Raw genomic sequence first — 26,552 nt, forward strand, 5'->3', positions numbered from 1 at the left:
CTCCTAGGTCACGGTCGGCTTGTGAAGACATTCACAATCTACCGGATGGAGCACGCGAACACCAAGAGACAGCCAGGAAAGAACCTTCAATCTTTCCATTTGGGGAAACTGGACCGTTACCAGACCTGTGAACTTCACCACTCCTTCATAATTTTTCGGACACGACAGGACGAAGGTCACACGACACGTACCCCCGCGGCGGCCCTCCGGCGCGGTGCCATCTCAGGGCGGGAAAGGCCCGTTCCACCCTCATCGAACCTCTAAGGTTGGGGCCGACGAGGAAGGGGGCGCCGCCGACGAGGTGTGCGCGACGCCGAGATGAGGGGGAACCGGCGGTGCGCGGCGTACCATCTCGCCTGGGAGCGTTAACGATGATGAGCAGAGACCGGCGTCCGACCCTGGCCGTGCCGGCCGCGCTGGGCGCCTTCGCGCTCACCGCCGCGCTGAGCGGATGCGGGGTGATCGGACAGCCGCAGAACAAGAGCGCCGAACTGTCGGAGTGGTTCACCGTGACCAGCCCGGTCTTCCGCGATGGCAGAGACCTGCCCACGCGGTACGGCTGCGCGAGCGGGCAGGGCAGGACCCCACCGCTGCGGTGGTCGGGGGCCGCCCCCCGTTCGTTCGCGATCGTGATGGACGACCCGGACGCCGAGAACGGCGCCTACGTCCACTGGGTGATCGCGGGCATCGACGGGACCACGCACGAACTCGTCGAGGGCGCCCGGCTGCCCAATACCGTCGAGGGTCTCAGCACGGGCAAGAAGGTGGGTTACACGCCGCCGTGCCCGCCCAAGGGAGAACGGCACCGGTACCGATTCACCATCTACGCACTGGACGACCCGGCGCCGTTCAAGAGCGGCGCCACGCTGAAGGAATCGCTCGGCGCGATCGCCAAGCACACGGTGGGCCGGGGACGGATCACCGGGAACTTCGGCAGCAAGTAGGCGCGTTGACCCTGGGGCCTGTGAGCGCCGAGTCAGGGCGGACCCCTCGGGGGGCTGGAGCTGACTGGGGCGCGGAGGTCGGCCGGATTGGCCGATCGGCGCGCGCCGTGTGAGGGTAAATGTGCGCGAAAGGTGTGACAACGGTCATAGCGGTCGGTCAGAATCGGACTAGGCCCGCTGGGAACCGATCGCTGGCGATAGACGGGACGAACCCGCGGTCCGCGCCGGCGACTCTCGCCGGGTCAAGGCATTGGGTGGTGGCATGACTTCTTACATCGTGGTCTTCGGCCTGATCGTGGTCGTGGTCCTGGTGGTCGTCCTGGTGGCCTTGGGCTTGCGGGCCAGCCGGGCGGGCCGGGACGACGACGACTGGATGGACGACGAGCAGCCGCAGCCGCAGTCGCGCGGCCGCCGCGCGGCGCCGCCGCCGGACGAGATGGGGCCGATCGCCCCCGACGACGGCTACGACGACGGCTACGAGGACGCGGCCTACGGGCCGGGAGCCGCCGACCCCGGCTACGACCGCCGCGTCGCCGGCGGGCCGCTGGCCGCGCCGACGGCCGCCCCGGCGCAGGCGCCTGCCCCGGCCGCGGCGCCGCCGCCTCCCGCCCCCAGTGGCCACGGCTCCGACGAGATGGAAGACGACGACTACTGGGCGACCATCACCTTCGACAAGCCCAAGTTCCCCTGGCAGCACGACGGCCAGCAGGAGCGTCCCGACGGTGAGATGGCCGGGGACCCACTGGCCACGCAGGCCGCCGAGCAGCAGGCGCCGCCCGCGGCCGTCGAGCCGCCCGGCCTGACGCAGCCCGTCCCGATGGGCGCCGACCTGAACGCCCTCGCCGGCCTGGGCGGACCCGGCACGACCGGGCCCGGCGGGCCCGGCGGCATGGGCTCGACCGGACCGCAGCCGGCCGGTTCCGCCCCGGGCTCGTTCCAGTCCGGCCCGTACAGCGGTGATCCCGGCGCGACCGCGAACGACGGCTTCCCCACCGACATCGGCGCCAACGCCGGGCACCCCGGCGGCGGGCAGACGTCCCCGTTCGGCGTCCCCGCCGGGCACGGCGGCCACGGTGCGATGCCCGACCAGCCGGTCTACGGCGGCCAGGAGCAGCAGCCCGCCTACGGCTCGGCCGAGTCGCAGCAGCCGTTCGGCTCGGCCGACCAGTCCCCGTTCGGCGTGCCCGACCAGCAGCCGTCCTACGGCGGCGGTCCGGCCGACCAGACGTCCTACCTCGGCGGCGACCAGTCCGGCTACGGCGGCGACCAGTCCCCGTACGGGTCTCCCGAGCAGCCTTCGTACGGGGCCCCTGAGCCCTCGTACGGCAGCTCCCCCGAGCCCTCGTACGGCAGTGCCCCCGAATCGTCCTACGGTGCCCCTGAGCAGCCCTCGTACGGCGACTACGGCTCCGGCGACCCGCTCGGCGGCCGTCCCGCCGCGGGCCCGCCGCCCGGACGGCAGGACGGCTACGACATGCCGCTGTCCCCGCCCGCGCCGCCGGCCCCTCCGGCTCCGCCCGCGCCCCCGGTGTCCGACCCGCGCGCGTCCGACCCGCTCGGCCTGCCGCTCGGCCGTCCCGAAGAGCCGGCCGCCCGCGGCTACCCCGACGCGGGCGCCCCGGGGATGCCCGCGCAGGGCGGCGGCTCACCGGCCGACACCGACCCCCACAAGCTGCCCACCGTCGACGAACTGCTCCAGCGCATCCAGACCGACCGCCAGCGCACGACGGGCCCCGCCGATTCCGGCGGGTCCTACGGCGGCGACCCGCTGGGCGACCCGCTCAGCAGCGGTTCGTTCGGCACCGGGTCGGCGAGCGGGTCCGGCACCGGCCCCTGGTCGCCGCCGCCGCCGTCGTCCGGGCCGGGCTACGACTCCGACCCCGCCGGCTCGGCCGGCGGCCTGGGCGGCCTCGGCGGGACGGGCGGCTACAGCGCGCCCGGCCAGGGCTCGCAGACCGACGGCTACCCGACCGCGCCCGCCTACGGCGAGTCCTCGCGGTACGAGGACCCGCTGGGCGGCGGCGGCCGTGACTCCTACGGCTCGTTCGGCGGCGAGCCCGGCCCCGGCGGCGGGATGAGCCCGCCCCCGGCCGGCGAGCCCGGCCGCTACGGCGACTTCAGCGGCAGCAGCTACAACGGCGGCGGCGACCCGCTGGGCGCGCCGCACGACCCGGGCGCGGGCCAGGGCGGTCCGGGCGGCACCGGGGCGCCGGGCGGCTACAGCGACCCCAACGCCACCCAGGCGTACGGCAGCGGCTACCTCAACCAGCAGCAGGGCGGCTACCCGGGCGCCCCGGCACCCGGCGGCGACACCGGGACGGGCCCGTACGGCACGTCCCGTCCGGGCTCCGACCCGCGCCGCCAGCCGCCCGACGACTGGGAGAACCACCGCGACTACCGGCGCTGACCGCGCCACCACCACCCCCGGAGCGGGGCCGCCGGACACCGGCGGCCCCGCTCCGTCGTTCCCGCACCGCCTTCGATCCGCGCGGACGCCTCACAGCACCGGCAAATCATGGTTATATACACTAGGTGACTTCAAAGCCACTCAACGTGTTCGCTTTGCGGCGAGATCTCCTCGCCTCGTTCGTCGTGTTCCTCGTCGCGATCCCCCTCTCCCTCGGCATCGCGGTGGCCTCCGGGGCGCCCATCGCCGCCGGACTGATCGCCGCGATCGTCGGCGGCGTCGTCGCCGGACTGCTCGGCGGCTCCCCGCTCCAGGTGAGCGGTCCGGCCGCCGGGCTCACCGTCATCGTGGCCGACCTGATCCAGACCTACGGCTGGCGGGCGACCTGCACGATCACCCTGCTCGGCGGGCTGCTCCAGCTCGGGCTCGGGGCGTGCCGGGTGGCCCGCACGGCGCTGGCGGTGTCGCCCGCCGTCGTGCACGGGATGCTGGCCGGGGTGGGCGTCGTCCTCGTCCTCGCCCAGGTGCACGTGGTGCTCGGCGGCACCTCACGCCAGTCGGCGCTGCACAACCTGCAAGAGCTCCCCCGGCAGCTCGTCCACCCGCGTCCCCACCCGGCCCTGCTCGGTCTGCTGACCATCGCCGTGCTGGTGGCGTGGGCGCGGATGCCGCGGCCCGAGCGCGGGCCCGGCGCGGTGCTGCGCTGGATCCCGGGCCCGCTGCCCGCCATCGCCCTGGCGACCCTGACCGCCTGGGCGCTCGACTGGCACGCCCCGCGGGTCGACCTGCCGAGCTCGCTGCTGTCCGGCTGGCGGGCCCCGGTGCTGCCGGACGGCCCCCTGCCCGGCATCGTCGGCGCGGTGGTGTCGGTCGGGCTGGTCGCCGCGGTCGAGTCCCTGCTGTGCAGCGTGGCGATCGACCGGGCCAGGCCCGAGGACGTCCCGCGCGCCGACCTCGACCGCGAGCTTCTCGGCCAGGGCGCGGCCAACGCCGCGTCCGGGCTGCTGGGCGGGCTGCCGATCGCGGGCGTGATCGTGCGCAGCACGGCCAACCTGGAGGCGGGCGCCCGGACCCGGGCCTCCACGGTGCTGCACGGCGTCTGGGTGCTGGTGCTGGCGCTGTCCTGCGGCCCGGTCATCGAGCAGGTGCCGCTGGCGGCGCTGGCGGCGCTGCTCGTCCTGCTCGGCGCGAAGATGATCGACACCGCCCGGGTCCGTGACCTGCGTCACCACCGCGAGGCGCCGGCCTACTTCGCCACCCTCGGCGGCGTCGTCGCGCTCGGGCTCGGCGAGGGGGTGCTGCTCGGCATCGGGGTGATGGCGGTGATGGCGCTGCGCCGGCTGACCCGGCTCTCGGTCCGGGTCGAGCGGTTCGACCCCGGGCCGGACGCGAGCGCCCTCCCGGCCCGCTGGCACGTGGTCGTGGAGGGCACGCTGACCTTCCTCGGCGTCCCGAAGGTGACCCGGGTCCTCCAGCGGATCCCGGCGGGCACCGGCGTCGACCTGGACCTGAACGTGGACTTCATGGACAACGCGGCGTTCGACGCAATCCATCAGTGGCGGCTCGCCCACGAACGCCAAGGGGGGAGGGTCGACATCGATGAGGTTCACGAGACTTGGTATGAAAGAGCTGTGACAGGCGATATGTCTCCGCCGCGCAAGTCGCCCCCGCAGGCTCGCTGGTGGGCACCTTGGGCGAACCGGCGGCGCAGGAACGAGACGACCACCGAACTCGACACTCCGGAGGTGTCACCGAGCGCTCTGCTGCTCGCCGGCGTCCGCGAGTACCACGGCCGCACCGCGCGGCTGGTCCGGCCGATCATGGCCGAGCTGGCGTTCGAGCAGAAGCCCGAGCATCTGTTCATCACCTGCGTCGACTCGCGCGTGGTGCCCAACATCATCACCGCGAGCGGCCCCGGCGACCTGTTCATCAACCGCAACGTGGGCAACCTCGTGCCGCGGCACGGTTCGCGCATGTCCGACGATTCGGTCGCCGCGACCGTGGAGTACGCGACCAGGGTGCTCGGCATCCGCACCATCACCGTGTGCGGCCACTCCAACTGCGGAGCCATGGCGGCGCTGCTGGCGGGCGGCACCGAGATCGAGCACCTGACCTCGCTGTCGCGCTGGCTCAAGCACGGCAACCACAGCCTGGCCCGCTTCCTGGCCGCCGAGCAGGTGCCGGACGAGTCGCCGCTGGCCCGGCTCTGCCAGGTCAACGTGATGCAGCAGCTCGACAACCTGCTCACCTACCCCTGGATCCGGGACCGGGTCGACGCGGGCGAGCTGGAGCTGGTCGGCCTCTACCTCGATCTGGAGTCCGCCCAGGTGCAGATCCTGGACCGTCCGGCCGGCGTCTTCGTCGCCGTCCCGGACGAGACGCCCGAGGAATCGCGCGGCGCCCGCGCCCGCGGCTAGGGCCTGTCTCAGAGTGCCTCGGCCGTCGCGCGAGCGCGTTACCTGGCCGGTGGGGCGAAGCCGGAGGCGAGCCCCACCGGCCAGATCGCGGAGCGATGTCGCGCTCGCCCAAGCCAGGTCGGTGTCCGAGCCGCCAGGCGAGGACGCCGGGCCGGGCTTTAAAACACGGCCTAGCCCGGACGGCACCGGAAAGGGTCATGGGCCGCCCCCCAACAGGCGGCCCATGACCTTCGATCAGCGGCCGACCAGCTGGTCGCCGCCCCGTTGCGTGCGGTCACCGGTGCCCCGCGTCCCGCCGATGCCCCGCATTCGGTCGTCGGTGTCCGGCATCTGCTGGAGGTCGGTCCCGCGAATGTACATTCCGGTCAGCCGGCGCGCCCGCCGCGCGCTCCGGCTGGAAGCGGGCAGGAAAAGCGAGTCCGTCCGGCTCGATCGCGCGAAGTCCGCGAGGTAGACGAGTCCCGCCACCCCGACCAGCGCGAACATCCCGATCATGATGATGAGCACTTTGGCGCTCCTCTCTGCGGAACACGTACCGGGTGTCCCGCCGCCACCGCCGATCCCCCAAGGCGATCAGCTGTATCTATGACGTTATGCGCGCCGTTTTCGATCCTTTGTGTCGTGTGACCCGAAGCAGCCGAGTTCTAGGCCCCCATCCGGATCGGCCGGGACGGGGGCGAGGGGCTGTTCACGGCGGCTCAGGCAGAACCACGGCCGAACACAGCCGGATCATGAAAGCTCCCCCGCAGGTGGGAGGAGTTGGGGCGGACGAGTCGGCCTGTAAGCCGGGTTCTGTCTCCCGCCGCGCGAGGCGGCGGGTGGCGGTCATCCATCTCGGGGCGCCGTTGCCGGCGCCCTCCAGCGGTCTACCCGCAGGCTCGGGCGGGCCGCCCTCGAACGCCTGCGCGGACGACTGCCGCCGTCCTTCTTGACCTTGCTCCGGGTGGGGTTTACCTAGCCGCCCACGTCACCGTGGGCGCTGGTGAGCTCTTACCTCACCGTTTCACCCTTACCACCGGCGGACCGGTGGCGGTCTGCTTTCTGTGGCACTGTCCCGCGGGTCACCCCGGGTCGGCGTTACCGACCACCCTGCCCTGTGGAGCCCGGACTTTCCTCGGCGAGGACCGTGAGGCCCCCGACGCGACCGCCCGGCCGGCTCGTCCGCCGTGGGGGAGATTCTACCGGGTCACGGGAGGCGGACGAGTAGCGCGGGCGGCCGGGGGGACGGTCGCGGGCGACCCCGGGGGAAACGACCGGGACGGCCGGATCCGGTCAGCGGGCCAGGTGGTGGGTGTCGTTGAACGCGCGCAGGGACGCCGGGCCGTCGTCGTACCAGTGCACCGACGACAGCGCCGCCACGTCGAGCTGCATCCGGTACAGCGACGCCATCGGGGCGCCGAGGGCGGCCACGACCAGCAGCTTGATCGGCGTCACGTGCGAGACGACCAGCACCCGGCGGTGCCGGTGCCGGACCTTGAGCTTGTCGAGGGCGGTGCCGACCCGCCGCGCGACCTGGGTGAAGCTCTCGCCGCCGGGCGGCGGGACGTCCGGGTCGGCCAGCCACGCCTTCAGCTCGGCGGGCCACCGCTCGCCGGCCTCGGCGAACGTCAGGCCCTCCCAGTCGCCGAAGTCGGTCTCGCGGAAACCGTCCTCGATCCGGACCTCCACCCCGGTGACCTCGGCGACCTCGGCGGCGGTGGCGCGGCAGCGGGCGAGCGGCGAGGACACGATCGCCTCGACGCCCCGGTCCTTGAGGGCCAGCGCGGCGGCGCGGGCCTGGGCGCGGCCGGTGTCGGTGAGCGGGTGGTCGCCGATGCCCGCGAAGCGCTTCTCGGCCGACAGCGGCGTCTCGCCGTGCCGTAGGAGAAGCGTGACCGTCGGGGCGGTGGCCGCGCCCGACCATGCAGGCGCGGCGGCGGGCGCCGGGACGGTGTCGTGCTCGGGGGGCTCATCGATGGTGCGGACCCAGTGCTCGCCCCGGGCCGCGGCGTCCATGGCCTCGTTGGCGAGCCGGTCGGCGTGCGCGTTGCGGTTGCGCGGGATCCAGCCGTACACCACCGAGCCGAGCCCGGACGCGGCCTCCCGCGCCTCCAGCGCGAGCGGGATCATGTCCGGGTGCTTGATCTTCCAGCGGCCCGACATCTGCTCCACGACCAGCTTGGAGTCCATCCGCACCTCGACCCGGGCGGACGGGTCGAGCGCGGCGGCGGCGCGCAGCCCCGCGATCAGGCCGCGGTACTCGGCGACGTTGTTGGTGGCGTGCCCGATCGACTCGGCGACCTCGGCCAGCAGCTCGCCGGTCGGCGCGTCGCGGACCAGCGCCCCGTACCCGGCCGGACCCGGGTTGCCCCGGGACCCGCCGTCGGCCTCGACGACCAGCGTGCGGCTCATCGGCTCGTCCCGCTCACCCGCGCGGCCCTCAGAGCCCGGACTCGGGGGTGCGGACCAGGATCCGGCGGCACTCCTCGCAGCGGACGACCTCGTCCTGCGCGGCGGCGCGGATCCGGTTGAGGTCGACGGTGTTGAGCGCGAGGTGGCAGCCCTGGCAGGCGCCCCGGTAGAGCTTGGCCGCGCCGACCCCGCCGAACTGGTCGCGCAGCTTCTCGTACAGGCCAAGCAGGTCGTCCGGGACGTCCTTGGCGACCGCGGCGCGCGCGGAGCCGGTCGTCCCGGCCTCGTCGTCGATCTCGCGCTGGGCGGTGTCGCGGCGCTCGGTGAGCGCGGCCAGGTCCCGCTGGGCGGCGGCCTGGTCGGCGCGCAGCGAGCCGACCCGGCCCTCCAGCTCCTCCCGGCGCTCCATGATCTCCAGGACGACCTCCTCCAGGTCGGACTGGCGGCGGGTCAGCGACTCGATCTCGGCCTGGAGGCCGCTGAGGTCCTTGGCCGAGGTGACCTGGCCGGAGTCGAGCCGCTGCTGGTCGCGTTCCGCGCGGGCCCGGACCTGGTCGACGTCCTGTTCGGCCTTGCGCTGCTCGCGGTCGAGGTCGCCGACCTCGGTCTCGGCGCCCACGATCGCGTCGCGCAGCTCGGTCAGGCTGCCGCCGAGCCGGTCGATCTCGGCGAGCTCGGCGAGCGTCCGGCGGCGGTGCGCCAGCCGGTCGAGTGAGCTGTCGAGCTCTTGCAGGTCGATCAGGCGCAGCTGGGCTTGTGGTGCGGCTTTCACTTCACTCCTTCGTCGTGCAGGCTCCACGCGTCGGTGCCGAGCGTGGACACCCTGGTTTCCAACTTGCCCGCTCCGTGCCGCCCGGCGGCGACGGCGTCGCCCGCTCCGGCGAGGGCGGTGAGGCGCCGTTCCGCGTCCGCCAACCAGGGCCATTCGGTCGCCCAGTGCGCGGCGTCGACCAGCGCGGGCCCCCCGTGCTCGGCGAACTCCGAGGCGGGGTGGTGGCGCAGGTCGGCGGTGAGGTAGACGTCGACGCCGGCGGCGCGCGCGGTGCCGAGCAGCGAGTCGCCCGCGCCGCCGCAGACCGCGACGGTGCCGACCGTGCGGCCGGGGTCGCCGGACGCCCGGACGCCCGCGGCGGTGGCCGGCAGCCCGGCCGCGACGCGGGCGGTGAAATCGCGCAGCGTCAGCGGCTCGGCCAGCTCGCCGATCCGGCCGAGGCCGCGGCGCGGGTCCTCGGCCGACGGGACCATCGGGCGCAACGGGCCGACCAGGCCCACGGCCCGCGCCAGCGCGTCGGACACGCCTGGGTCGGCGACGTCGGCGTTGGTGTGCGCGGTGTAGAGGGCGACGCCATTTCTGATCATGCGGTGCACGAGCCGGCCCTTGGGATCGGTCGCGGGAACGCCGTGCACCGGGCGCAGCAGCAGCGGGTGGTGGGTCACCACCAGGTCCGCGCCCCACTCCAGCGCCTCGTCGAGAACGGCCGTCACCGGGTCGACCGCGAACAGCACCCGGGCGACCTCCTGGCCGGGATCGCCGCAGACCAGGCCGACGGCGTCCCACGACTCGGCCCACGCCGGCGGGTAGAGCTCTTCGAGAGCCGTGATGACATGGGATAGACGCACGTCCCGCAGGCTACAGCCCCGGGGCGCTCCAGCCGAGCCACCGCCGAACACCGCCCGCCGCCCGGTCTGGAACGATGAGGGCGGGGGAGGCCGAACGAGGGGAGACTTCCATGCCGGTCGCCGACGCCCTACCTGAGCCGGAGCCGAGCGCGAGCCGCCCGCACATGCCCGGCTACGGAGTGCGGGGGCCCGCGGACGGCAGCGGCCTGCTGCCCTGGGCCTGGGCCGTCGAGCGCATGTCGGCGGCCCGCAATTTCTGGCTGTGCACCGTCCGTCCGGACGGGCGCCCGCACTCGATGCCGGTGTGGGGCGCCTGGTCCGGGGAAGCGCTGCTGTTCAGCAGCAGCCTGCCGTCCCGCAAGATCACCAACCTGCGGGCCAACCCGCAGGTGGTGGTGACCACCGAGGCGGCCGAGGAGCCGGTGGTGATCGAGGGCCGCGCCGAGATCGTCACCGAGCCGCGCAAGCTCCAACTGTTCATCGACCTGGTCAACGCCAAGTACGCCACCGGCTATCGTGTGGATTTCCTGGACCCCGCGGTGAACGCGACGGTAGAAGTGCGGCCCGAGCGGGCATTCGGACTATGGCAGGGGGACTTCACCGGTTCTCCCACCCGCTGGTCGTTCGGGGAGTGAACGGCCACGGGATCATTTCGGAGACTCATCGCGTTGGAGTGTGTGTGAAGTCACCCTTTCGCCGTCGCAAGCGCGCCAAGGGCCGCGCGCCGGCCAAGCGCAAGCCCGTCGAGCCGGAGATCGTCGACTGGCCGCAGACGGGCACCGGCCGCACGTCCCTGATGGGCGCCATCCGCGGGGACGGCGAGACCGGCGCCGGGTTCGGCGGCGGCATGTTCGAGGATCTCGCCTCCGCGTTCGAGGGCTCCAAGAAGATCAAGCAGGAGGAGCAGCAGCGCGAGAAGCTGATGCGCCACGACGACCATCAGGTGGCGGGCGGCGGCGCCGCCGACCTCGACTCGGGCAAGATCCGGATCCGGCGGACCGGGCCGGTGGATCCGGCGCCCGGGACGGACTGACGGATAGTGTCCGAAATGTGTCGAACATAGATTCGAACATCCGGGTTATCCTGAACGGGTGAGCACGCACGTACCGCCCGGCTGGCCGGCGCAGGTGCACCCGCCGGGCACCGAGCGCTTCGAGGACACCGCGATGGCCTGGCTGCTCGAGCTCGTCCCGCCCGAGTACCGGCGCTACGGGGTCCTGCGCCGCTACCCGATCGTCCTCGCCCGGATGGCCCAGCACCATGTCGACGCCTCGGTCGAGGCCGCCCGCGAGGGCTTCCGCACGGCCCGCGTCGACCTCTCCGGCGCCGTCCCGCCGCACGGCGTCGAGGCCGTGATGGAGGCGTACCGGCGCGAGGGCGGGCGGCTGGTCGCCCTCGTCCAGGCCGTCGAGCTGGTCGAGGCGGCCCTCTCCGGTCCCGGCTCCGGCGGCGACCCGGGCCGGCGCCGGCCCTTCACCCCGCGTCTGTGACACCGCGCCGGACCGCGCCGGGGACGGGGGTCGCGGTGAGGAAGCGGGGCGGGCGCCGCACGGCACCCGCCAGCCGCGCGCCGACCTGGGCCCGCACCTGGGGGACGTTCGCCATCGGAACGAGCGCCACCACGCACGTCCCGATCGTCCGCCCGCCCAGGGCGCCCGCGTCACGGGCGGCGTCCAGGGCCAGGTCGAGGGCGGGGGCGCCGCGGACATGAGCCTGCGTGAGCAGCGGCCCCAGGTCGGCGATCCGCCCGGCACGCAGCGCCTGTGCCGCCCGCTCGGCGGACGTGTCGTCCACCGGCGCCCGGGACACCGTCCGAGACGGGGCCGCCGGGGCGCCCGGGTCGATGATCAGGAGGCGGAGGCCGGACGCCGCCAGGTCGCAGGGGACGCGCTCGGCGCCGCCGCCGGGGGCCACCAGCAGCGCCTCGGCCTCGCGTGCGTGGAGGGCCGTCGTGTACGCCGCGTCCTGCGGCTCCCCTCCCCCGGACGGGCCGTGCAGATCGTCCAGGCCGAGGGCCACGGCGCAGCGGGCCTCGACGCCGGTGAACAGCCCCATCTCGGCGGGCAGCTCGCGGTTGACCACCATCCGCGCGGGAGGCGGCACCGGCCGGGCGCGGAAGGCGGCCAGAGGCTCCGCCGCCCAGCCCGGCGCCCCGGCGTTCCGCAGGTCGCCGGGCGCGGCGGTGAAGCGGTCGGCGTGGTGGTTCATCGAGTAGAGGTCGATCACGGCGCCGGTGTCGTCGCTGTCACCGAAGGCGACGATGACTCCCCAGGTCACCGCCATGGTGAGGGCGGGCGCGAGGTCCGATACGGGCGTGCCGGGCGGGGCGCCGCCGAGCAGGGTCAGGACGCCCGGGGTGCGGCGGATCCCGGCGGGCGGACGGCCGAAGGCGCGCTCGAAGACGTGCGCGGTGATCCGCGCGTCCGGCTCGGCCGCCCTCCCGGCGGCCGGCGGCCGGGTCACGTCAGCTTCTCCAGCCGGTCGGCCGCCTGCGCCGCTCCCCCCGCCTCGGTGAACGAGTCGCGCACCCGCCGGGCCGCGGCCCGGTAGGCGTCGTCGGTCAGCACCGCGGCGAGCGCGTCGCGCAGTTCCGCCTCGCGGACGCGGCCGAACCTGATCGGGATGCCGGCGCCGGCCGCGGCGACCTGGCGGGCGATGACCGGCTGGTCGTCCCGGATCGCCGCGACGACCAGCGGCAGGCCCCGCGCGAGCGCCTCGCACACCGTGTTGTGGCCGCCGTGGGACACCACCGCGCTCATCCGCTCGAGCAGCTTGAGCTGCGGTACCCGGTCGCGGACCAGCACGTTGGACGGCGGGTCCGGGACGGCCCCGGGCGGCGCGACCAGCACCGCCTGCACGTCCATGTCGCGGACGGCATCCGCCGCGACCTGGAAGAACCGTCCGGCGGCGGCGCCGTTGAGGGTGCCCATCGAGACGAGGACGGCGGGCCTGCCGTCCAGCCACTCCCAGGGGAAGTCGTTCCCCGGCGGGCGGCCGAGCGCGGGCCCGACGAACGCGAAGTGGCCGGGGAAGACCGAGGTGTCGCCGACCAGCGCGGCGGTGGAGAACACCAGCACCAGGTGGTCGGAGAAGCGCAGGTCGAGCAGGTCGTCGATGCCGTGGTCGAGCTGGAACTCGCCGATCCGCTCGCGGACCCACTCCTCGACCTTGGGCATCCCGGCCAGCGGCCGGGTGAACTCGGCCGAGGTCGTCGCCGAGGTCGCCCACGGGATCCCGCGCAGCCGCGCCGCGACCGGGGCGGCCAGGACCTGCTGGTCGGCGATCACCACGTCCGGGTGGAACCGGCGGACCGCGGCCTGCACACCCGGCATCATCGCGTGCCCGAGCGGGACGATGAACTCCTCCCACAGGAACCGCAGCGCGGCCGGGCCGCGCAGGCCGAGCCACTGCTCGCGGGCCGCCTCCATCCGGGCGCCGAACGCCGCGTCCTCCGCCGCGAAGATCTGCGCGCCGTGCCGCAGCAGCGGTTCGAGCGCGGCCTTGTGGCCGACCCAGGCGACCTTGTGGCCGCGGCGGGCGAGCTCGCCGCCCACCGCCACGGTCGGGTTGACGTGGCCGGTCAACGGCGGCACCGCGAACAGGAACCTCCGCCTGGGGATCCCGGTGTTCGGTCCGCGCTGCACACCGCCCTCGCCGAGCAGGGACGGCACCGCCACGCGCCGCGCGCTCACCGCACACCCGCCGGAGACGCGGGCGGCACAGGCGGCGCGAAGGGCGCGGACGGCGCGGGTTCGGCCGATGCCGCGGGTGCCGCCGGGCGGGCGGCGTGGGGTGATCTGGTCGCGGCGGGCACGGTGGTGCCCGCGTGGTGGGACAGCCAGGGCAACATGACCTCCAGGAGCTCCTCGGTGCCCTCCCGCAGCAGGGTGTGGGCATGGCCCGCCATGATGTGCAGCGTGCAGCCGGGGACCGACCGCAGCAGCAGCGTGCCCGCGTCCACGACGTCGGAATGCTCTCCGTACACCGCGAGCACGGGGCACGACAGCGTCGCCAGGTCGGCGGGGCGGACGGGGTCCAGCGCGGCCAGATCCTCCATCAGGCTGGTGCCGTTGATGAGCGCGTCCGCGGTGGCGGCCTGCCGGCCGCGCTGCCGCCAGCCCATCGCGAGGAGCTGGTCGGCCTGGCGCTCGTACTCCAGCGCGAGCGCCGTCCGGCCGAGGGAGTTGAGCATGCCCTCGGTCCACTCCCCGGCGTGCTCGGCCGGGCCGTACGCCTCGATCAGGATCAGGCCCGCGACCCTGTCCGGACGGGCGAGCGCCGCGTTCAGCGCCACCACCCCGCCGTAGCTGTTGCCGACCAGGTGGACGGGGCCGTGGTGGCCGAGCTCGCCGAGGATCGCGAACAGGTCGCGGGCGGCGTCGGCCGCGCCGTGGCCGGTGGCGGTGCACTCGGACCGGCCGTGCCCGCGCAGGTCGTACATGACCGCGTGCGCCCCGGCCGCGGAGACGGGCCGGGCCAGGGAGTAGTAGAAGCTCGACAGGTTGTCGGTGACGAGGCCGTGCACGAACACCACCACGGGCGCCGGGCCCGCGCCCGCACGGCGCGGCGCGCCGCCCGGGCTCCCCTCCCAGGCGTCCATGGTCTGCACGTGGAACCGGACGCCGCGCGCGGTCACCTCAGGCATGCGCTGCCTCGACGTGCTGGGTCAGGTCGCCGACCGTCATGTTCATGATCTGGTCCAGGTCCATGCCCGCGACCAGGCCGGCGAAGTCGCCTCGGTCGCCGTAGCGCGCCCGGAGCTTCTCGGCCAGCGCCACGAACTCGATGCTCTCCAGCGCGAGGTCGCCGTTGAAGGTGGTGTCGGGCCCCACCTGGACGTCCAGCAGGAAGTCCTCGCCCACCACCTCCACCAGCATCCGCACGACCTCGGCCAGGACGCCGTCGTCTGCGCTCGTCATGCCTGTGTCTCCCCCGCATTGTCGTTGTGCGTGCTCGGCGCCCCGACCGTCCAGGTCACGACGCGTCCCTCCACCGGGCGCGACTCCACCGCCGTCGCCCTCCCTCCGGCGGCGACCAGCAGCCGGTCGGGCCCGGCGGCGGTGACCAGCAGGTCATCGGCGTCGGTCCCGGTGGCCGCGGCCACGGCGCGTTTCGCCGTCCGGAGCCGGGTCGCCGCGGTCGCGCGGTCGCCCGGTGCCCCCGCCAGCAGATCACGTTCCGCGCCGCTCGGCGGCACTCCCTCATCCGCGACCGTACCGAGGGCGATGCCGGCGGCCTGGCCGGCGGGCCGGACGAGCGCCACGGCGAACTCGCCGTCGCCGTCGATCGCGAGCGCGGGCGGCCGGTCGAACGGGCCCGCGACGGTCGGCCGCCCGGGCGTGGCGCCGTCCCGGACGGTCAGCTCGGCGGGGAACAGCGGGCCGTGCCCCTGCCGCCACAGCCACTCCCGGACGGCGTCCTTGGCGGCGATCCGGCCGAGCAGCCACGGGCCCTGCGCGCGCGGCGTGAGGGCCTGGTACTCGTCCCGTTCGGCCGCGCACAGGTACTGCCGCATCAGCAGGTCGCGCGCGGACGTGCCGTCCCACCTCTTGCGGGCCAGGCACCAGCCGCCCGGCTGCGGCTCACTGGTCCCCGACACCTCCGGGGTGAACTTCATCCGCCACACCTGCTCGTCGGTGTAGAAGCGGTGCGTCGTCCAGCCGTCGACGCGTCCCCACACGGTTCCGTCGGCGCGGACGAGCTCCACGTCGCAGCGGATCGTGGTGCCGGACACCGCGCGGTTCCGGACGGTGGTGTCGAGGCGTTCACCCGGCGACGGCAGCGGGCCGTACCAGGAGACGCGGTCGATGCCGACGGGGAACACGGTCTGGTCCTTCTCGCCGTACACCTGGATCCAGTGGCCGCAGAGCTGCCCCGCGCTGTCCATCAGCGCGCCGGGCGTCGGCAGCGAGGTGAGCTTCGCGCGCAGCCCGCCCTCGGCGAGGGCGCAGATCTCGCTGACGCCCTGGTAGCGCGGGCCGTGGAACATCCACCGCTCGGCGTAGAACCGTTCGGCGGTGACCTCCGGCGGCCCCTCCCCCTCCAGCGGCGTGCGGTCCGGCGCGGGCGGCGCCGGGTGGCGGGCGGCGAGCAGCACCGTCGCCTCGGTGTGCCCCTCGATGACGACGCGCACCCCGACGTCGGCGTCGGCGTCGCCGCCGTCCGGCGCGACCGGTGTCGCGCGGATGGCGGCGGTGGTCGCGGGCTCGGCGATGACCCAGCGCAGCGCCCGCACGTCCGCGAAACCGATGACCGCCAGGTCGGGGAACAGCTCCCGCGCGGTGTCGGCCATCACCTCCAGCAGCGTGGTCAGCGGGACGACGGGGAAGCGGTCCGACATCTCCGGCCACCCGGCGGCCTGCGGGATCAGGCAGTGGTCCGCGACGTACGGCATGGCGTCGAGCGAGAAGACCCGCGACGTCGTCAGCGCGGTCATCTGGCCGGGCGGGCCCGTGGCAGCCGGACCCGCGGGCGGGCCCGGCTCGCTCGGGCGCACCGCCTCCAGCACGCTCTGCGCGCTGTCTGCGGCGTCCTTGAGGAGCGCCTCGAGCTCCGCCATGACCGGATCGCCCGCCGGCAGCGACGGCAGGTCCTGGGACCGCGCGATGTCCAGCGGCGGAATCGCGCCGTCCAGCCTGATCAGCGGGGTGCCGAGGTCGAGCCGCAGGCCGGCGCCCGGGGCGGCGGAACCGGCCGCCCACCGGGACGAGCCGTACCCCTCCGCCCACAGCGCCGCCACGACGCGCCGCAACTGCGCCATCCCGTCCCGCTTGGGGACGTTGACGGCCATCGCGAGGTGATCGCGGTCGCCCAGCCTGTCGCCGACGAACCCGGTCAGGCTCCCCGGCCCGACCTGCACGAACGCCCGCACGCCCGCGCCGTACAGCTCCTCGGTCAGCTCACTGAACCGGACCGGTTCGAGCAGATGCCGCACGACCAACTCCCGCACCTGGTCCGCCGTCTCGGGGAACGGCGCGACCGTGGTCGCCGACCACAGCGGGACCCGCGGCGCGCAGATCGGCAGCCGTTCGAACGAGCGCCGCACCGCGTCCATGTACACCTCGGCGACCGGGGTGTGGAAGCCGGACCGGAACGGCAGCTCCTGCCCCAGCACCCCCTCGGACGCGAGCCGTCCCACGATCTCGCGGACCTCGTCCGGCGGGCCGCAGATCACCGACTGGTGCGGGCAGTTGTCATGGCTGACCGACGTCCCGGGACGCCCGCCGATGGCCTCCTGCGCCCGGTCGGCGCCGCAGCCGAGCGCCGCGTACGCCACGTCCGGCACCCGGACCTCGTCGCGGTCCAGCGCGGCCATGAACGCCTCGACCGCGTCCGCCGGGTACAGCTCCGTCGCGATCATCGCGGTCCACTCGCCGAGGCTGTGCCCGGCCGCCACGTCCGGCTCGACGCCCAGCTCGGCGAGCGCGCGGGCGAGCAGCCGGCCCACCGCGATCACGTCCGCCGCGTGGCCCAGCAGGTCGGTGCGGCCGGTCAGGTCCGGCGCGTCCATCCCGAAGTGGGCGGCGACGTCGCCCACCCGCGGGTCGAACACCGGCTCGAACCCCGGGAACAGGAACGCCAGCCGCCCACCCGACGCCAGCAGGGGCCGCGGCGTGAACCAGAGGTCGCTGCGCCCGCGCCAGGGCGTCCCGCGCTGCGCCACCGCCCGCGCCAGGTCCAGCCGCCGCGCCGTCGGCCCCACCAGCGCCAGCCTGCACGGCAGGTCCTCCGGCTCCACGCCCTCCGCCGGCTCATGCGCCTGCGCGAGGAGCTGCCCGTCCGGCACGTTCAGCAGCGCCGCCATCTCCTCCGGCGACACCGCCGACAGGCGCAGCACGGCCTCGCCCTCGCCGACCCGGGCCCGGCCCGCGTCCCGCGCGACCGCCGGCCGGACCCGCCGCGGAACGGCCGACGCCGACGGGGGCTCCTCCAGGATCACGTGGGCGTTCGCGCCGCCGAACCCGAAGGCGTTCACCACCGCCCGCCGCAGCCCGCCCGCCGGACGCTCCCATTCCGCCAGCGCCCGGACCGGCCGCAGCCGCGTCCCCGCCAGCGCCGGATGCGGCTCCTCCACGTGCAGCGTCGGCGGCAGCACGCCCTCCCGCAGCGCGCACGCCGCCTTGATCAGCCCGGCGATCCCGGCGGCCGGCATCGCGTGCCCGATCATCGACTTGACCGTGCCCAGCCCGATCGACGGACCGGACGTCCCGAACACCCGCCGCAGCGTCGCCAGCTCCGCCTCGTCCCCCGCCGGCGTCGCGGTGCCGTGCGCCTCCACCAGCCCCACCGCGTGCGGCTCCGAGGGATCGAGGCCCGCGTCCCGCCAGGCCCGCTCCAGTGCTAGCACCTGCCCCTCCACCAGCGGGCTCATGATGCTCCCGGCCCGGCCGTCGCTGGACGTCCCGGTACCGAGGATCACCGCGTGCACCCGGTCGCCCGCGCGCTCGGCGTCCGACAGCCGCTTCAGCAGCACCATCCCGGTGCCTTCGGCGAGCAGCGTCCCGTCCGCGGACCGGTCGAACGGGCGGATCCGCTGGCTCGGGCTCAACGCCCTGAGCTGGCTGAACACGCTCCACACCGTCGCGTGGTGCGCGTGGTGCACCGCCCCCGCCAGCATCGCGTCGCACTGCCCGCCCCGCAGCGCCCGCACCGCGTGCTCCACCGCCACCAGGGACGACGCGCACGCCGCGTCCAGCGTGTACGCCGGCCCGCGCAGATCGAACCGGTTCGCGATCCGCGACGCCGCGAAGTTCGGCACCAGCCCGACCGACGCGTCCGGCCCGTCCGGCCCGAGCCGGTCGCAGAACGCCTTCCGGATCTCGGCCAGCCGCTCCGCGCCCAGCCCCGGCAGCAGCTCCGCGAGGACGCCCACGAGCTGGTGCGAGGTCCGCACCCGCTGGTCGAACCGCGCCACCCCCGGCGTGATGTATCCGCCCCGCCCGATCACCACCCCGATCCGGGCCCGGTCCGGCAGCCGGTCGTCCCCGCCCGCGTCGGCGATCGCCTCCGCCGCCGTCCGCAGCGCCAGAAGCTGGTCGGGCTCCATCCCCGGCACCGCCGCCGGCATGATCCCGAACCGCTCCGGGTCGAACGTGGCCAGCCCGTCCACGAACCCGCCGCGCCGGCAGTAGAACCGATCGCTCACCGGCGCCCGGTCGTACGCCCCCGGGTCGTAGTACACCGCCGGATCCCACCGGTCCGCCGGCACCTCGGTGATCGCGTCCACCCCGGCCCGCACGTTCCGCCACAACTCGGCCGCCGTCCCGGCCCCCGGAAACACCGCCCCCATCCCCACCACGGCAATCGGCTCTGTGTTCATTTGGCTCGCTCCGCTCGCCGGCTCGTCGGCGCCTCACGCGACGACTTCCCTCGTCGCGTGCTCACTCCTACGTCGCTCCGCGCGCTCCTCAGTCCAGCCGCCGCGCGCCTCCTCACAGCGCCCACGGCGGCGCCTCCGGCACCGCGGCTCGTCGGCGCCTCACGCAACGACTTCCCTCGTCGCGTGCTCACTCCTACGTCGCTCCGCGCGCTCCTCAGTCCAGCCGCCGCGCGCCTCCTCGGGTACCTGCGCGGGTTGGGGGGGCGTTCGTGCGGGTTCATTCGGGGGTTCCTGTGAAGAGGACCTGGGGTTCGTCGCCGGAGGCGATCTCGTGGAGGAGGGCGGTCACGGCCGCGTCGGGGTCCAGGAGGGCGATGCCGCGCTTGGCGTACTCGCGGGCGAGGTCCGGGGACACCATGCCGCCACCGGCCCAGGGGCCCCAGTCGGCCACCAGGACCCGGCCCCGGAGGCGGGTGCGCCAGTGCCGGGCGAGGGTGTCGCAGGCGTCGTTGGCGGCGGCGTAGTCGGCTTGGCCCGCGTTGCCGTAGACGCCCGCGACGCTGCCGAAGACCACGAAGAACCGCACGTCGGGACGGACCGCGGCGGCCAGGGCGCAGGCGCCGTCGACCTTGGTGCGGTACACGCGGTCGAAGGAGCCCGGCGGTTTGTCGCGGACGAGGCGGTCCTCCAGCAGGCCCGCGCCGTGGACCACCCCGTCCAGGCGGCCGTGCCGGGCGTAGACGTCCTCGACCACCGCGCGCACCGCCTGCGGGTCCCGGACGTCGGCGGGGTGGTAGCGGACGGACGCGGCGGTCGCGCGGAGGGCCTCCAGGTTGCGGCGGACCTCGCGGCCGGACAGGGTCCGCCGGATCGTCGCCTCGATCTCGGCGGGCGCCAGGCCGCCCCGCGCGACCAGGGCGCGGCGCAGCGCGGACTCGTCCGGCGCGGCGGCCAGCGGCGGGTCTTCGGGCGCGGACGGTTCGGTGCGGCCGACGATCTCGACGTGGCATCCGGTGGTGCGGGTGAGTTCGCGGGCGACGCGGGCGGTGATGCCGCGGGCGCCGCCGGTGAGGAGCACCACGCCGTCGGCGTCCAGGTCCAGGCGGGGCGGCCCGCCGGGGTCGAGCGCGGCCGGGACGATCGAGAGGGTGCGGCGGGCGTCGCCCTCGTAGCCGATCTCGACCGGGGCGTCGGTGGTGAGCAGCTCGTCCAGGATGCGCCGCGCCACGGTGCGGGGATCGTCCTTGGTGCCGACGTCCAGGGCGCGGACCAGGACGTCCGGGAACTCGCGGGCGAGGGTGCGGGCCAGGCCGCGCAGCCCCGCGCCGGCGGACGGGTCGCCGTCGAAACGGTGCCCGAACGTGCCGCCGGTGCCGCTGGCCAGCACGAGCCAGCCGAGGCCGCCGAGCAGCGCCTGGCGGATCCCGTCGTAGGCGCCGGGCAGGACGGGCCCGCCGCCGGGCCGCAGGGCGGCGAGGTGGATCAGCCCGTCGCAGGCACCGCCGGCGTCCAGCGGGGTGCGCACCCGGGCGCCGTGCCGTTCGAGGAGGTCGGCCAGTTCGAGCGCGACGCCGCCGCCGTCGTCCACGATCACGAACCGCTTGCCGGCGAACACGGGCGGTTCCGGCGCGCCCGCGGGCGGCAGGCCGGTGACCCGCACGACCTGCCTGGACGGGGCGGACGCGGGCACCGGCTCGACCGCGGACGCCGTCTCCACCGAGGCCGCGGGCGCCGGGACGGCGCCGCGCGGGGGCCGGGCGCCGGCGAGGTGGCCGCAGATCCAGGTGACGATCTCGCCGATGGTCTTGATCCGGGCGAGCCGCTCGACGATCGCCTCGTCCAGCCGCGCCCCGGCGGCGGCGAGGCCGACGCGCTCGGCCAGCGCCCCGATGATCTCAGTGCGCTTGATCGAGTCGATCGAGAGGTCGGCCTCCAGGTCCAGGTCCTCGCCCAGCATGTGCGCGGGATAGCCGGTCCGGGCGCCGATCTCGGCGAGGACCGCGGCGCGGACGCCACCGGTGGTGAGCGGTTCCGGTTCGGCGGTCTTCGGCGCCAGGATCTCGCCCGGGAGCACGGGACGCGGCGCGGGGACCGGGGACGGGGCGGGTCTGCCCAGCAGCCCGAGGACGACGTCGCGCTGCGCCGCGATCATCTCGCGGCTGTTGCGCAGGTACTCCAGGACCGCCGACTCGGAGGTCGTCCGGTCGCCGGTGACCCGTTCGGCGGGACGCAGCGCGTTGGGCAGGCAGGCGCCGTCGCGGGTCCTGACCAGGTGCCCGTTGACGGTCCAGCCGGGCGCGGGACCGGCGTCCGCGGCGGACACCGCGCGGGCGCCGCGGCCCGCGAACAGCGGCAGCGGGTCCACCGGCACCCCGGCGGCGGCGAGCTCGGCGAGGGCCGTCAGGAACCGTTCCACGCCGCCGTCGCCCGGGGCGTCGCAGTGCACCGCGGTGTGCGGGCGGTCGCCGAGGATCGCGCCGACCAGCCCGGTCAGCACCCGGCCCGGACCGGCCTCGACGAACACCCGGGCGCCCGCCGCGTACATCGCCTCGATCTGCTCGACGAACCGGACCGGCGCGGCGACCTGCCCGGCGAGCGTGGCGCCCAGCTCGGCGGGGTCGGTGTCGTAGGGCGCGGCGGTGCTGTTGGACCAGACCGGGTACGCGGGCGAGCGCAGGTCCCGTCCGGCCAGCTCGACGCGGAGCTCGGCGGCGGCCCCGGCGACCAGCGGGCTGTGGAACGCGCAGGCGACCGGGAGCGGCTCGGCGCCGAGGCCGCGCTCGCGCAGCGCGGCGACGGCCTGCCGCAGCGCCGGGGCGGGTCCGGAGACCACCACCTGGCGGGGCGCGTTGTGGTTGGCGACGACGACGTCCGGGACGCCGGTCAGGGCGGCGCGGACCTCGGCGGGCGTCGCCGCGACGGCGGCCATCGCGCCCGGGTCGCCGCCGAGGTCGGCGGCGGCGGCCAGGATCGCCTCGGCCCGCGCGGTGCTCAGCGCGATCAGGTCGTCTGCGCCGAAGACCCCGGCGGCGCACAGCGCGACCAGCTCGCCGTAGCTGTGCCCGGCGGCCAGGTCGGGGCGGACGCCGAGCTCGGTGAGCAGCCGGTGGACGGCCAGCCCGGCGATGCCGAGCGCGGGCTGCGCCGCCCGGGTGTCGGTGATCGCGACGCGCTGCCGGCCGCGCGCGTCGGGGGTGAACGCGGCGGGCGGGAACATCGCGGGGGCGTGCCGGCCCCCGTCCAGGCGCAGCAGCCGCTGGAGCCTCGGAAACGCCACGAACAGGTCGGCGAGCATGCCCGGCCGCTGGCTGCCCTGCCCGGGGTAGAGGAACGCGATCCGGCCGCGACCCGCCGGTTCGGCGGGGGCCGCGAACACGCCCGGCGCGGAGCGGAACTCGCGGGCGGCGGCGAGCTTGTCCTTCAGGTCGTCCGGCCCGGTCGCCACCAGCGCGAGGCGCACCGGGCCCTGGCCGGTGGCGAAGGTGCGGGCCAGGTCGCGCAGGCGGGGACGGCCGGTGGCGAGCAGCGCGCCGAGCCGGTCGATCTCGGCGCGGGCGGCGGCGTGGTCGGTGCCGCGGATCAGGAACAGCTCGGCGGGCCATTCGGCGAGGCCGGAGACGGGCTCGGGGGCGCCGTCGTAGCCCGACAGCACGGCGTGGAAGTTGGCGCCGCCGAACCCGAAGCCGCTGATCCCCGCGATCCGCTCACCGGGCGCGGACGCCCACGGGCGGGCGGTGTGCCCGAACGCGAACGGGCTGGTCTCGGCGTCCCACGCCCGGTTGGGCCGGGTCAGGTGCAGGGTGCCCGGCAGGACGCCGGTGTGCAGCGCGTACGCCGTCTTGATCAGGCCGGCCATTCCGGCGGCGCACTTGGTGTGCCCGATCTGCGACTTCACCGAGCCGAGCGCGACGCCGCCCGGCGCGGTGCCCGCGGCGGCGAAGGTCTCGGTGAGCGTGGTCAGCTCGACCCGGTCGCCGACCTCGGTGCCGGTGCCGTGCGCCTCGATCAGGCCGACGCCCGCGGGCGACACCCCCGCCCGCGCGTAGGCCCGGTCCAGGGCGAGCCGCTGCCCCTCGACGCGCGGCGCGGTGAGCCCCGGGGCGCGGCCGTCGGACGACCCGGCGACGGACTTGACCACCGCGTAGACCCGGTCGCCGTCCCGTTCGGCGTCGGCGAGGCGCTTGAGCGCCACGCACGCCACGCCCTCGCCGAGCGCGATGCCGTCGGCGTCGCCGTCGAAGGCGGCGCACCGGCCCTTGGGCGACAGTGCGTGCACCGAGGAGAACAGCAGGTAGTCGTAGATGCCGTTGTGCAGGTCGGCGCCGCCGCACAGCACCATGTCGCTGCCGCCCGACAGCAGCTCCTTGCAGGCCGAGTCGAGCGCGGCGAGGGACGAGGCGCAGGCGGCGTCCACGGTGTGGTTGGCGCCGCCGAGGTCGAGCCGGTTGGCGATCCGTCCGGCGATCATGTTGGTGAGCACGCCGGGGAACGAGTCGCCCGTCAGCTTGGGGAGCTGCCCGTCCAGGCCCGGCGGGACCTCGCCGTAGTACTCCGGCAGGACGGCGCGGGTGCTGTACGCGGCGGCGAGGTCGGTCCCGGCCTCGGCGCCGAAGACCACCGAAGTGCGGGACCGGTCGAACGGGCGCTCGGCGTACCCCGCGTCCTTGAGGGCGCGCGAGGCGACCTCCAGCGCGAGCAACTGCACCGGGTCGACGCTGCTGAGGGAGTTCGGCGGGATGCCGTAGGCGAGCGCGTCGAAGGGGATGTCGGGCAGGAACCCGCCCCATTTGGACGGGGTCTTCTCCCCCGCCCGCGCGCGCTCCGCCTGGGCGTCGTAGTAGACGTCCGGGTTCCACCGCTCCCCGGGGACCTCGGTGACGGCGTCGACGCCGCCGACGATGTTGGCCCAGTACGCGTCGGCGTCGGGCGAGCCGGGGAACACGCAGCCGATCCCGACGATCGCGATGTCGGCCGGCCGCGCGTCCTCCGCCTTCGCGTTCGCCGCCGCCAGGTCGCCGGTGACGCCGAGGGCCGCGGCGCGTTCGGCCAGGAACCGGGTGGCGCCGGCGGTGACCTGCTCGTGCAGGGCGGTGATGCTCGTGGTGGCCGAGCGCAGCGCCGCCACCTGGCCGATCATGTACATGCCCTCGGCGCGCTGCTCGTCCGGCCCGACCGGGGCCAGCGTGGACGAGCCCGGTCCGGACGGGTCGCGGCGCAGCCCCTTGCTGGCGATGCGCAGCCGTCCGAGGTTCAGCTCCTCCAGCCGGCGCCACATCTGCTTGCGCGGCGTCCCCGCCCGTTCCAGTTCGCGCCTGGCCTCTTCGAACGCCTGGACGTACGGGGTGCGGGCGCAGCGGGTGGCGTGCCCGGGCGAGGTCTCCAGCAGCGTGGTCCCCTCGCATTCGACCGCGGCGCGCTGGAACCCCGGCTGGATCGCGCCCGCCGCGACCGCCTCGGAAGTGAACAGGTAGGCGGTGCCCATCAGGACGCGGACGTCGGCGCCGCGTTCGGCGAGCGGGCCGGCGAGCGCGGCGACCATCGCGGCCGAACGCTCGTCGTGGATCCCGCCCGCGAACAGCACCGACATCTCGGCGGCGGTCCCGGGATTGCCGGCGGTGAACTCCAGCAGCCGTTCGACCTGGGCGTCCCAGAGCGGGAACGCGGCGCGCGGCCCGACGTGGCCGCCGCACTCCATCCCCTCGAAGACGAACTTGCGGGCGCCCTCGGTCAGGAACCGGTCGAGCAGGCCCGGCGACGGCACGTGCAGGTACGTGCTGATCCCGGCCTCCTCCAGCGGCACGGCCTGCGCGGGACGGCCGCCCGCGATCAGCGCGTACGGCGGGCGGACCTCGCGCACGGCGGCGAGCTGCGCCTCGCGCAGCGCGGGCGGCGCGAAGCCGAGGACGCCGACGCCCCAGGGACGGTCGCCGAGCCGGTCGGCGGTGTCCAGCAGCAGCTCGCGGACCTCGTCGCCGCTCATCAGCGCGGTCGCGAGGAACGGCAGCCCGCCGTCCTGCGCGATCGCGGCGGCGAACGCCGAGCGGTCGCTGACCCGCGTCATCGGGCCCTGCACCACGGGGTAGTCGCGGCCGACGGAGGCGCCCGGCGGGGCGTCCACGGGCGCCAGCGGCACGGCCCGGACGGCGGCGCCGAGGTGCGCGCCGATCTCTTCGCGCAGCGCCTGGACGATCCCCCCGGCGGTCTTGTAGCGGTGGCCGAGTGCGGCGGCGAGCGGGCCGTCCTGGCCCACCGGCAGCAGCCGGGAGTGCAGGCCGGTGGCGCCGAGCCGGGCGCCGACCCCGGCGGCGCCGAGCCCGTCGGGGTCGAGGTCGGGCAGGTCGGGACGGGTGTAGACGCGGTGCCCGGCGACGATCCGGGTCTCGCTGCCGTCCATCGCCTCCAGCGCCGCCACGATGTCGGCGGGGAGGTCCATCTCCCTGGCCAGGGCGAGCTGCACGTCCAGCACCACGCCCGCGGCGCCGCCCGCGACGGCGGCGGCGGCGGTGTGCGCGCCGATCCCGCCCGCCGCGTACACCGGGACGTCCACCGCGGGGTCCGCCAGCAGGTGCTGGAGCAGCACGAACGTGGTCAGGTCGCCGACGCGCCCGCCGGCCTCGCGGCCCCGGGCGATGAGCCCGCCCGGCCGCCCGGCGTCGAGCGCGAGCACCGCGGCGGCCTCGTCCGGGCCGACCACCTCGACCAGCAGGCGGCGGCCTCGCGCGTACGCGGCGGCGTCGATCGCCTCAGTGGGGGTCCCGTCGGTGGGGGTCCCGTCGGTGGGGGTTCCGTCGGCTGCTTCGGAGGAGTTCCCGGACGCGGTCCCGGGGCCGCCCGGGTCGCGGCCGGGTAGCGCGGCGGCGTCGATCACGACGGCGGTGACGGCGTCCGGAAGGTCCTCGGGCGGCACTCCGCAGCCCGCCGGGACGCGCACGCCGAACGGGCCGCGCCACCACCGCGCCACGTCGGCCAGCGCGGCGAGGGCGGCGGCCCGGTCGGTGCCGAGGTCGAGCACGCCGAGCCCGCCCGCGCGGGCGACCGCGACGACCAGGTGCGGCACCGGGCGCCCGAACGGGGTGACCCCGATGATCTCCACCCGGGTCCGGGCCGTGCCGCCCGCCCGAACCCCGCTGGCCGCCGCCGCGCCCTCCCGGACGCCGCCGTCGCCGCCGTCGCCGCCCTCGCAGGTCGCGACCTCGCTCGTGTCCGCCGTCATCCGCTGCCCCCCGCCGTCCCGCGCGGACCGCTGACCTCCTGCCCGCGCGGCTCGAAGCCGGCCCCGCCCCCGCCGGGGCGGCCCTGGCCGGACCTGTGCGCCTCCGCGGGCTGGGGCCCGCGACGCTGCGCCACACTACGGTCGGTGACCGGGCGACCACCGGGCGACACACCAGGGAACCCGCGATCACGGGTTTTCCAAAGGTTCCTTGAACTTCGCTTGACGGTGGGAAACGCCCAAA

General features: G+C 75.4%; 16 protein-coding genes and 1 other RNA gene. 6 read left to right on the forward strand and 11 right to left on the reverse strand.

The features are described from left to right. Nucleotides 1–371 precede the first annotated feature (371 nt). The 3 genes from QP090_RS22975 to QP090_RS22985 all read left to right on the forward strand — a co-directional run bounded on the left by QP090_RS22975 (nt 372) and on the right by QP090_RS22985 (nt 5,768). Entirely contained in the window at nt 372–944 is a 573-nt protein-coding gene (locus tag QP090_RS22975) for a YbhB/YbcL family Raf kinase inhibitor-like protein (protein WP_285941194.1), read from the forward strand. A gap of 262 nt (nt 945–1,206) precedes the next feature. Further along, complete coding sequence (locus QP090_RS22980) at nt 1,207–3,351, forward strand: chromosomal replication initiator protein DnaA (RefSeq protein WP_285941195.1); 2,145 nt, start codon at nt 1,207–1,209, stop codon at nt 3,349–3,351. 146 nt (nt 3,352–3,497) lie between these two features. Next, nucleotides 3,498–5,768: a SulP family inorganic anion transporter gene (locus QP090_RS22985; protein ID WP_285941417.1), complete on the forward strand. Its 2,271-nt coding sequence runs from the start codon at nt 3,498–3,500 to the stop codon at nt 5,766–5,768. 234 nt (nt 5,769–6,002) lie between these two features. Here the strand turns inward: QP090_RS22985 and QP090_RS22990 are convergent, their stop codons facing one another. From QP090_RS22990 to QP090_RS23010, 5 genes are all read right to left on the reverse strand, one after another. Further along, nucleotides 6,003–6,275 carry a hypothetical protein gene (locus QP090_RS22990; protein WP_285941196.1) on the reverse strand — a complete coding sequence of 91 codons (273 nt, stop codon included), beginning with the start codon at nt 6,273–6,275 and terminating at the stop codon, nt 6,003–6,005. Between the two features lie 258 nt (nt 6,276–6,533). Further along, nucleotides 6,534–6,928, reverse strand: an RNA gene (gene rnpB, locus QP090_RS22995) — RNase P RNA component class A. Nucleotides 6,929–7,040: 112 nt separating this feature from the next. Continuing rightward, nucleotides 7,041–8,159, reverse strand: coding sequence for a bifunctional RNase H/acid phosphatase (locus QP090_RS23000; RefSeq protein WP_285941197.1), 1,119 nt, complete (start codon nt 8,157–8,159; stop codon nt 7,041–7,043). Between the two features lie 28 nt (nt 8,160–8,187). Next, complete coding sequence (locus QP090_RS23005; protein ID WP_285941198.1) at nt 8,188–8,931, reverse strand: zinc ribbon domain-containing protein; 744 nt, start codon at nt 8,929–8,931, stop codon at nt 8,188–8,190. After that, entirely contained in the window at nt 8,928–9,779 is an 852-nt protein-coding gene (locus QP090_RS23010; RefSeq protein WP_285941199.1) for a Nif3-like dinuclear metal center hexameric protein, read from the reverse strand. Before QP090_RS23010 ends, QP090_RS23005 begins: the two co-directional genes overlap by 4 nt. A 110-nt stretch (nt 9,780–9,889) precedes the next feature. On the opposite strand from QP090_RS23010, the gene QP090_RS23015 reads away from it, so the two are divergent. The 3 genes from QP090_RS23015 to QP090_RS23025 are packed head-to-tail and all read left to right on the forward strand — an operon-like array spanning nt 9,890 to nt 11,269. After that, nucleotides 9,890–10,414: a pyridoxamine 5'-phosphate oxidase family protein gene (locus tag QP090_RS23015; RefSeq protein WP_285941200.1), complete on the forward strand. Its 525-nt coding sequence runs from the start codon at nt 9,890–9,892 to the stop codon at nt 10,412–10,414. A 44-nt stretch (nt 10,415–10,458) separates the two neighbouring features. Beyond that, nucleotides 10,459–10,812: a DUF6191 domain-containing protein gene (locus tag QP090_RS23020; protein ID WP_285941201.1), complete on the forward strand. Its 354-nt coding sequence runs from the start codon at nt 10,459–10,461 to the stop codon at nt 10,810–10,812. A 58-nt stretch (nt 10,813–10,870) separates the two neighbouring features. Further along, entirely contained in the window at nt 10,871–11,269 is a 399-nt protein-coding gene (locus QP090_RS23025) for a hypothetical protein (protein WP_285941202.1), read from the forward strand. Here the strand turns inward: QP090_RS23025 and QP090_RS23030 are convergent. The 6 genes from QP090_RS23030 to QP090_RS23055 all read right to left on the reverse strand — a co-directional run bounded on the left by QP090_RS23030 (nt 11,253) and on the right by QP090_RS23055 (nt 26,311). Next, entirely contained in the window at nt 11,253–12,242 is a 990-nt protein-coding gene (locus QP090_RS23030) for a hypothetical protein (RefSeq protein ID WP_285941203.1), read from the reverse strand. The genes QP090_RS23025 and QP090_RS23030 overlap by 17 nt on opposite strands. Beyond that, nucleotides 12,239–13,471, reverse strand: a complete 1,233-nt coding sequence (locus QP090_RS23035) for a glycosyltransferase (protein WP_285941204.1) — start codon at nt 13,469–13,471, stop codon at nt 12,239–12,241. The genes QP090_RS23030 and QP090_RS23035 overlap by 4 nt, the downstream gene beginning before the upstream one ends. Further along, the gene (locus QP090_RS23040) at nt 13,468–14,424 is read right to left on the reverse strand and encodes an alpha/beta fold hydrolase (protein ID WP_285941205.1); all 957 of its coding nucleotides are present in this window, start codon (nt 14,422–14,424) and stop codon (nt 13,468–13,470) included. The genes QP090_RS23035 and QP090_RS23040 overlap by 4 nt, the downstream gene beginning before the upstream one ends. Beyond that, the gene (locus QP090_RS23045; RefSeq protein WP_285941206.1) at nt 14,417–14,698 is read right to left on the reverse strand and encodes an acyl carrier protein; all 282 of its coding nucleotides are present in this window, start codon (nt 14,696–14,698) and stop codon (nt 14,417–14,419) included. Before QP090_RS23045 ends, QP090_RS23040 begins: the two co-directional genes overlap by 8 nt. After that, on the reverse strand, nt 14,695–19,098 hold the full coding sequence (locus QP090_RS23050) for a beta-ketoacyl synthase N-terminal-like domain-containing protein (protein ID WP_285941207.1): 4,404 nt from the start codon (nt 19,096–19,098) through the stop codon (nt 14,695–14,697). Before QP090_RS23050 ends, QP090_RS23045 begins: the two co-directional genes overlap by 4 nt. Before the next feature lie 277 nt (nt 19,099–19,375). Then, nucleotides 19,376–26,311: a type I polyketide synthase gene (locus QP090_RS23055; RefSeq protein ID WP_285941208.1), complete on the reverse strand. Its 6,936-nt coding sequence runs from the start codon at nt 26,309–26,311 to the stop codon at nt 19,376–19,378. Nucleotides 26,312–26,552: the final 241 nt, after the last annotated feature.

The organism is Actinomadura xylanilytica, from assembly GCF_030283145.1.
GTDB lineage: Bacteria > Actinomycetota > Actinomycetes > Streptosporangiales > Streptosporangiaceae > Spirillospora > Spirillospora xylanilytica.

Coding starts and splice junctions, on each gene's coding strand:
- QP090_RS22975 (WP_285941194.1), top strand. CDS start 372: ATGATGAGCAGAGACCGGCGTCCGACCCTGGCCGTGCCGGCCGCGCTG.
- QP090_RS22980 (WP_285941195.1), top strand. CDS start 1,207: ATGACTTCTTACATCGTGGTCTTCGGCCTGATCGTGGTCGTGGTCCTG.
- QP090_RS23000 (WP_285941197.1), bottom strand. CDS start 8,159: ATGAGCCGCACGCTGGTCGTCGAGGCCGACGGCGGGTCCCGGGGCAAC.
- QP090_RS23015 (WP_285941200.1), top strand. CDS start 9,890: ATGCCGGTCGCCGACGCCCTACCTGAGCCGGAGCCGAGCGCGAGCCGC.
- QP090_RS23040 (WP_285941205.1), bottom strand. CDS start 14,424: ATGCCTGAGGTGACCGCGCGCGGCGTCCGGTTCCACGTGCAGACCATG.
- QP090_RS23045 (WP_285941206.1), bottom strand. CDS start 14,698: ATGACGAGCGCAGACGACGGCGTCCTGGCCGAGGTCGTGCGGATGCTG.
- QP090_RS23050 (WP_285941207.1), bottom strand. CDS start 19,098: ATGAACACAGAGCCGATTGCCGTGGTGGGGATGGGGGCGGTGTTTCCG.
- QP090_RS23055 (WP_285941208.1), bottom strand. CDS start 26,311: ATGACGGCGGACACGAGCGAGGTCGCGACCTGCGAGGGCGGCGACGGC.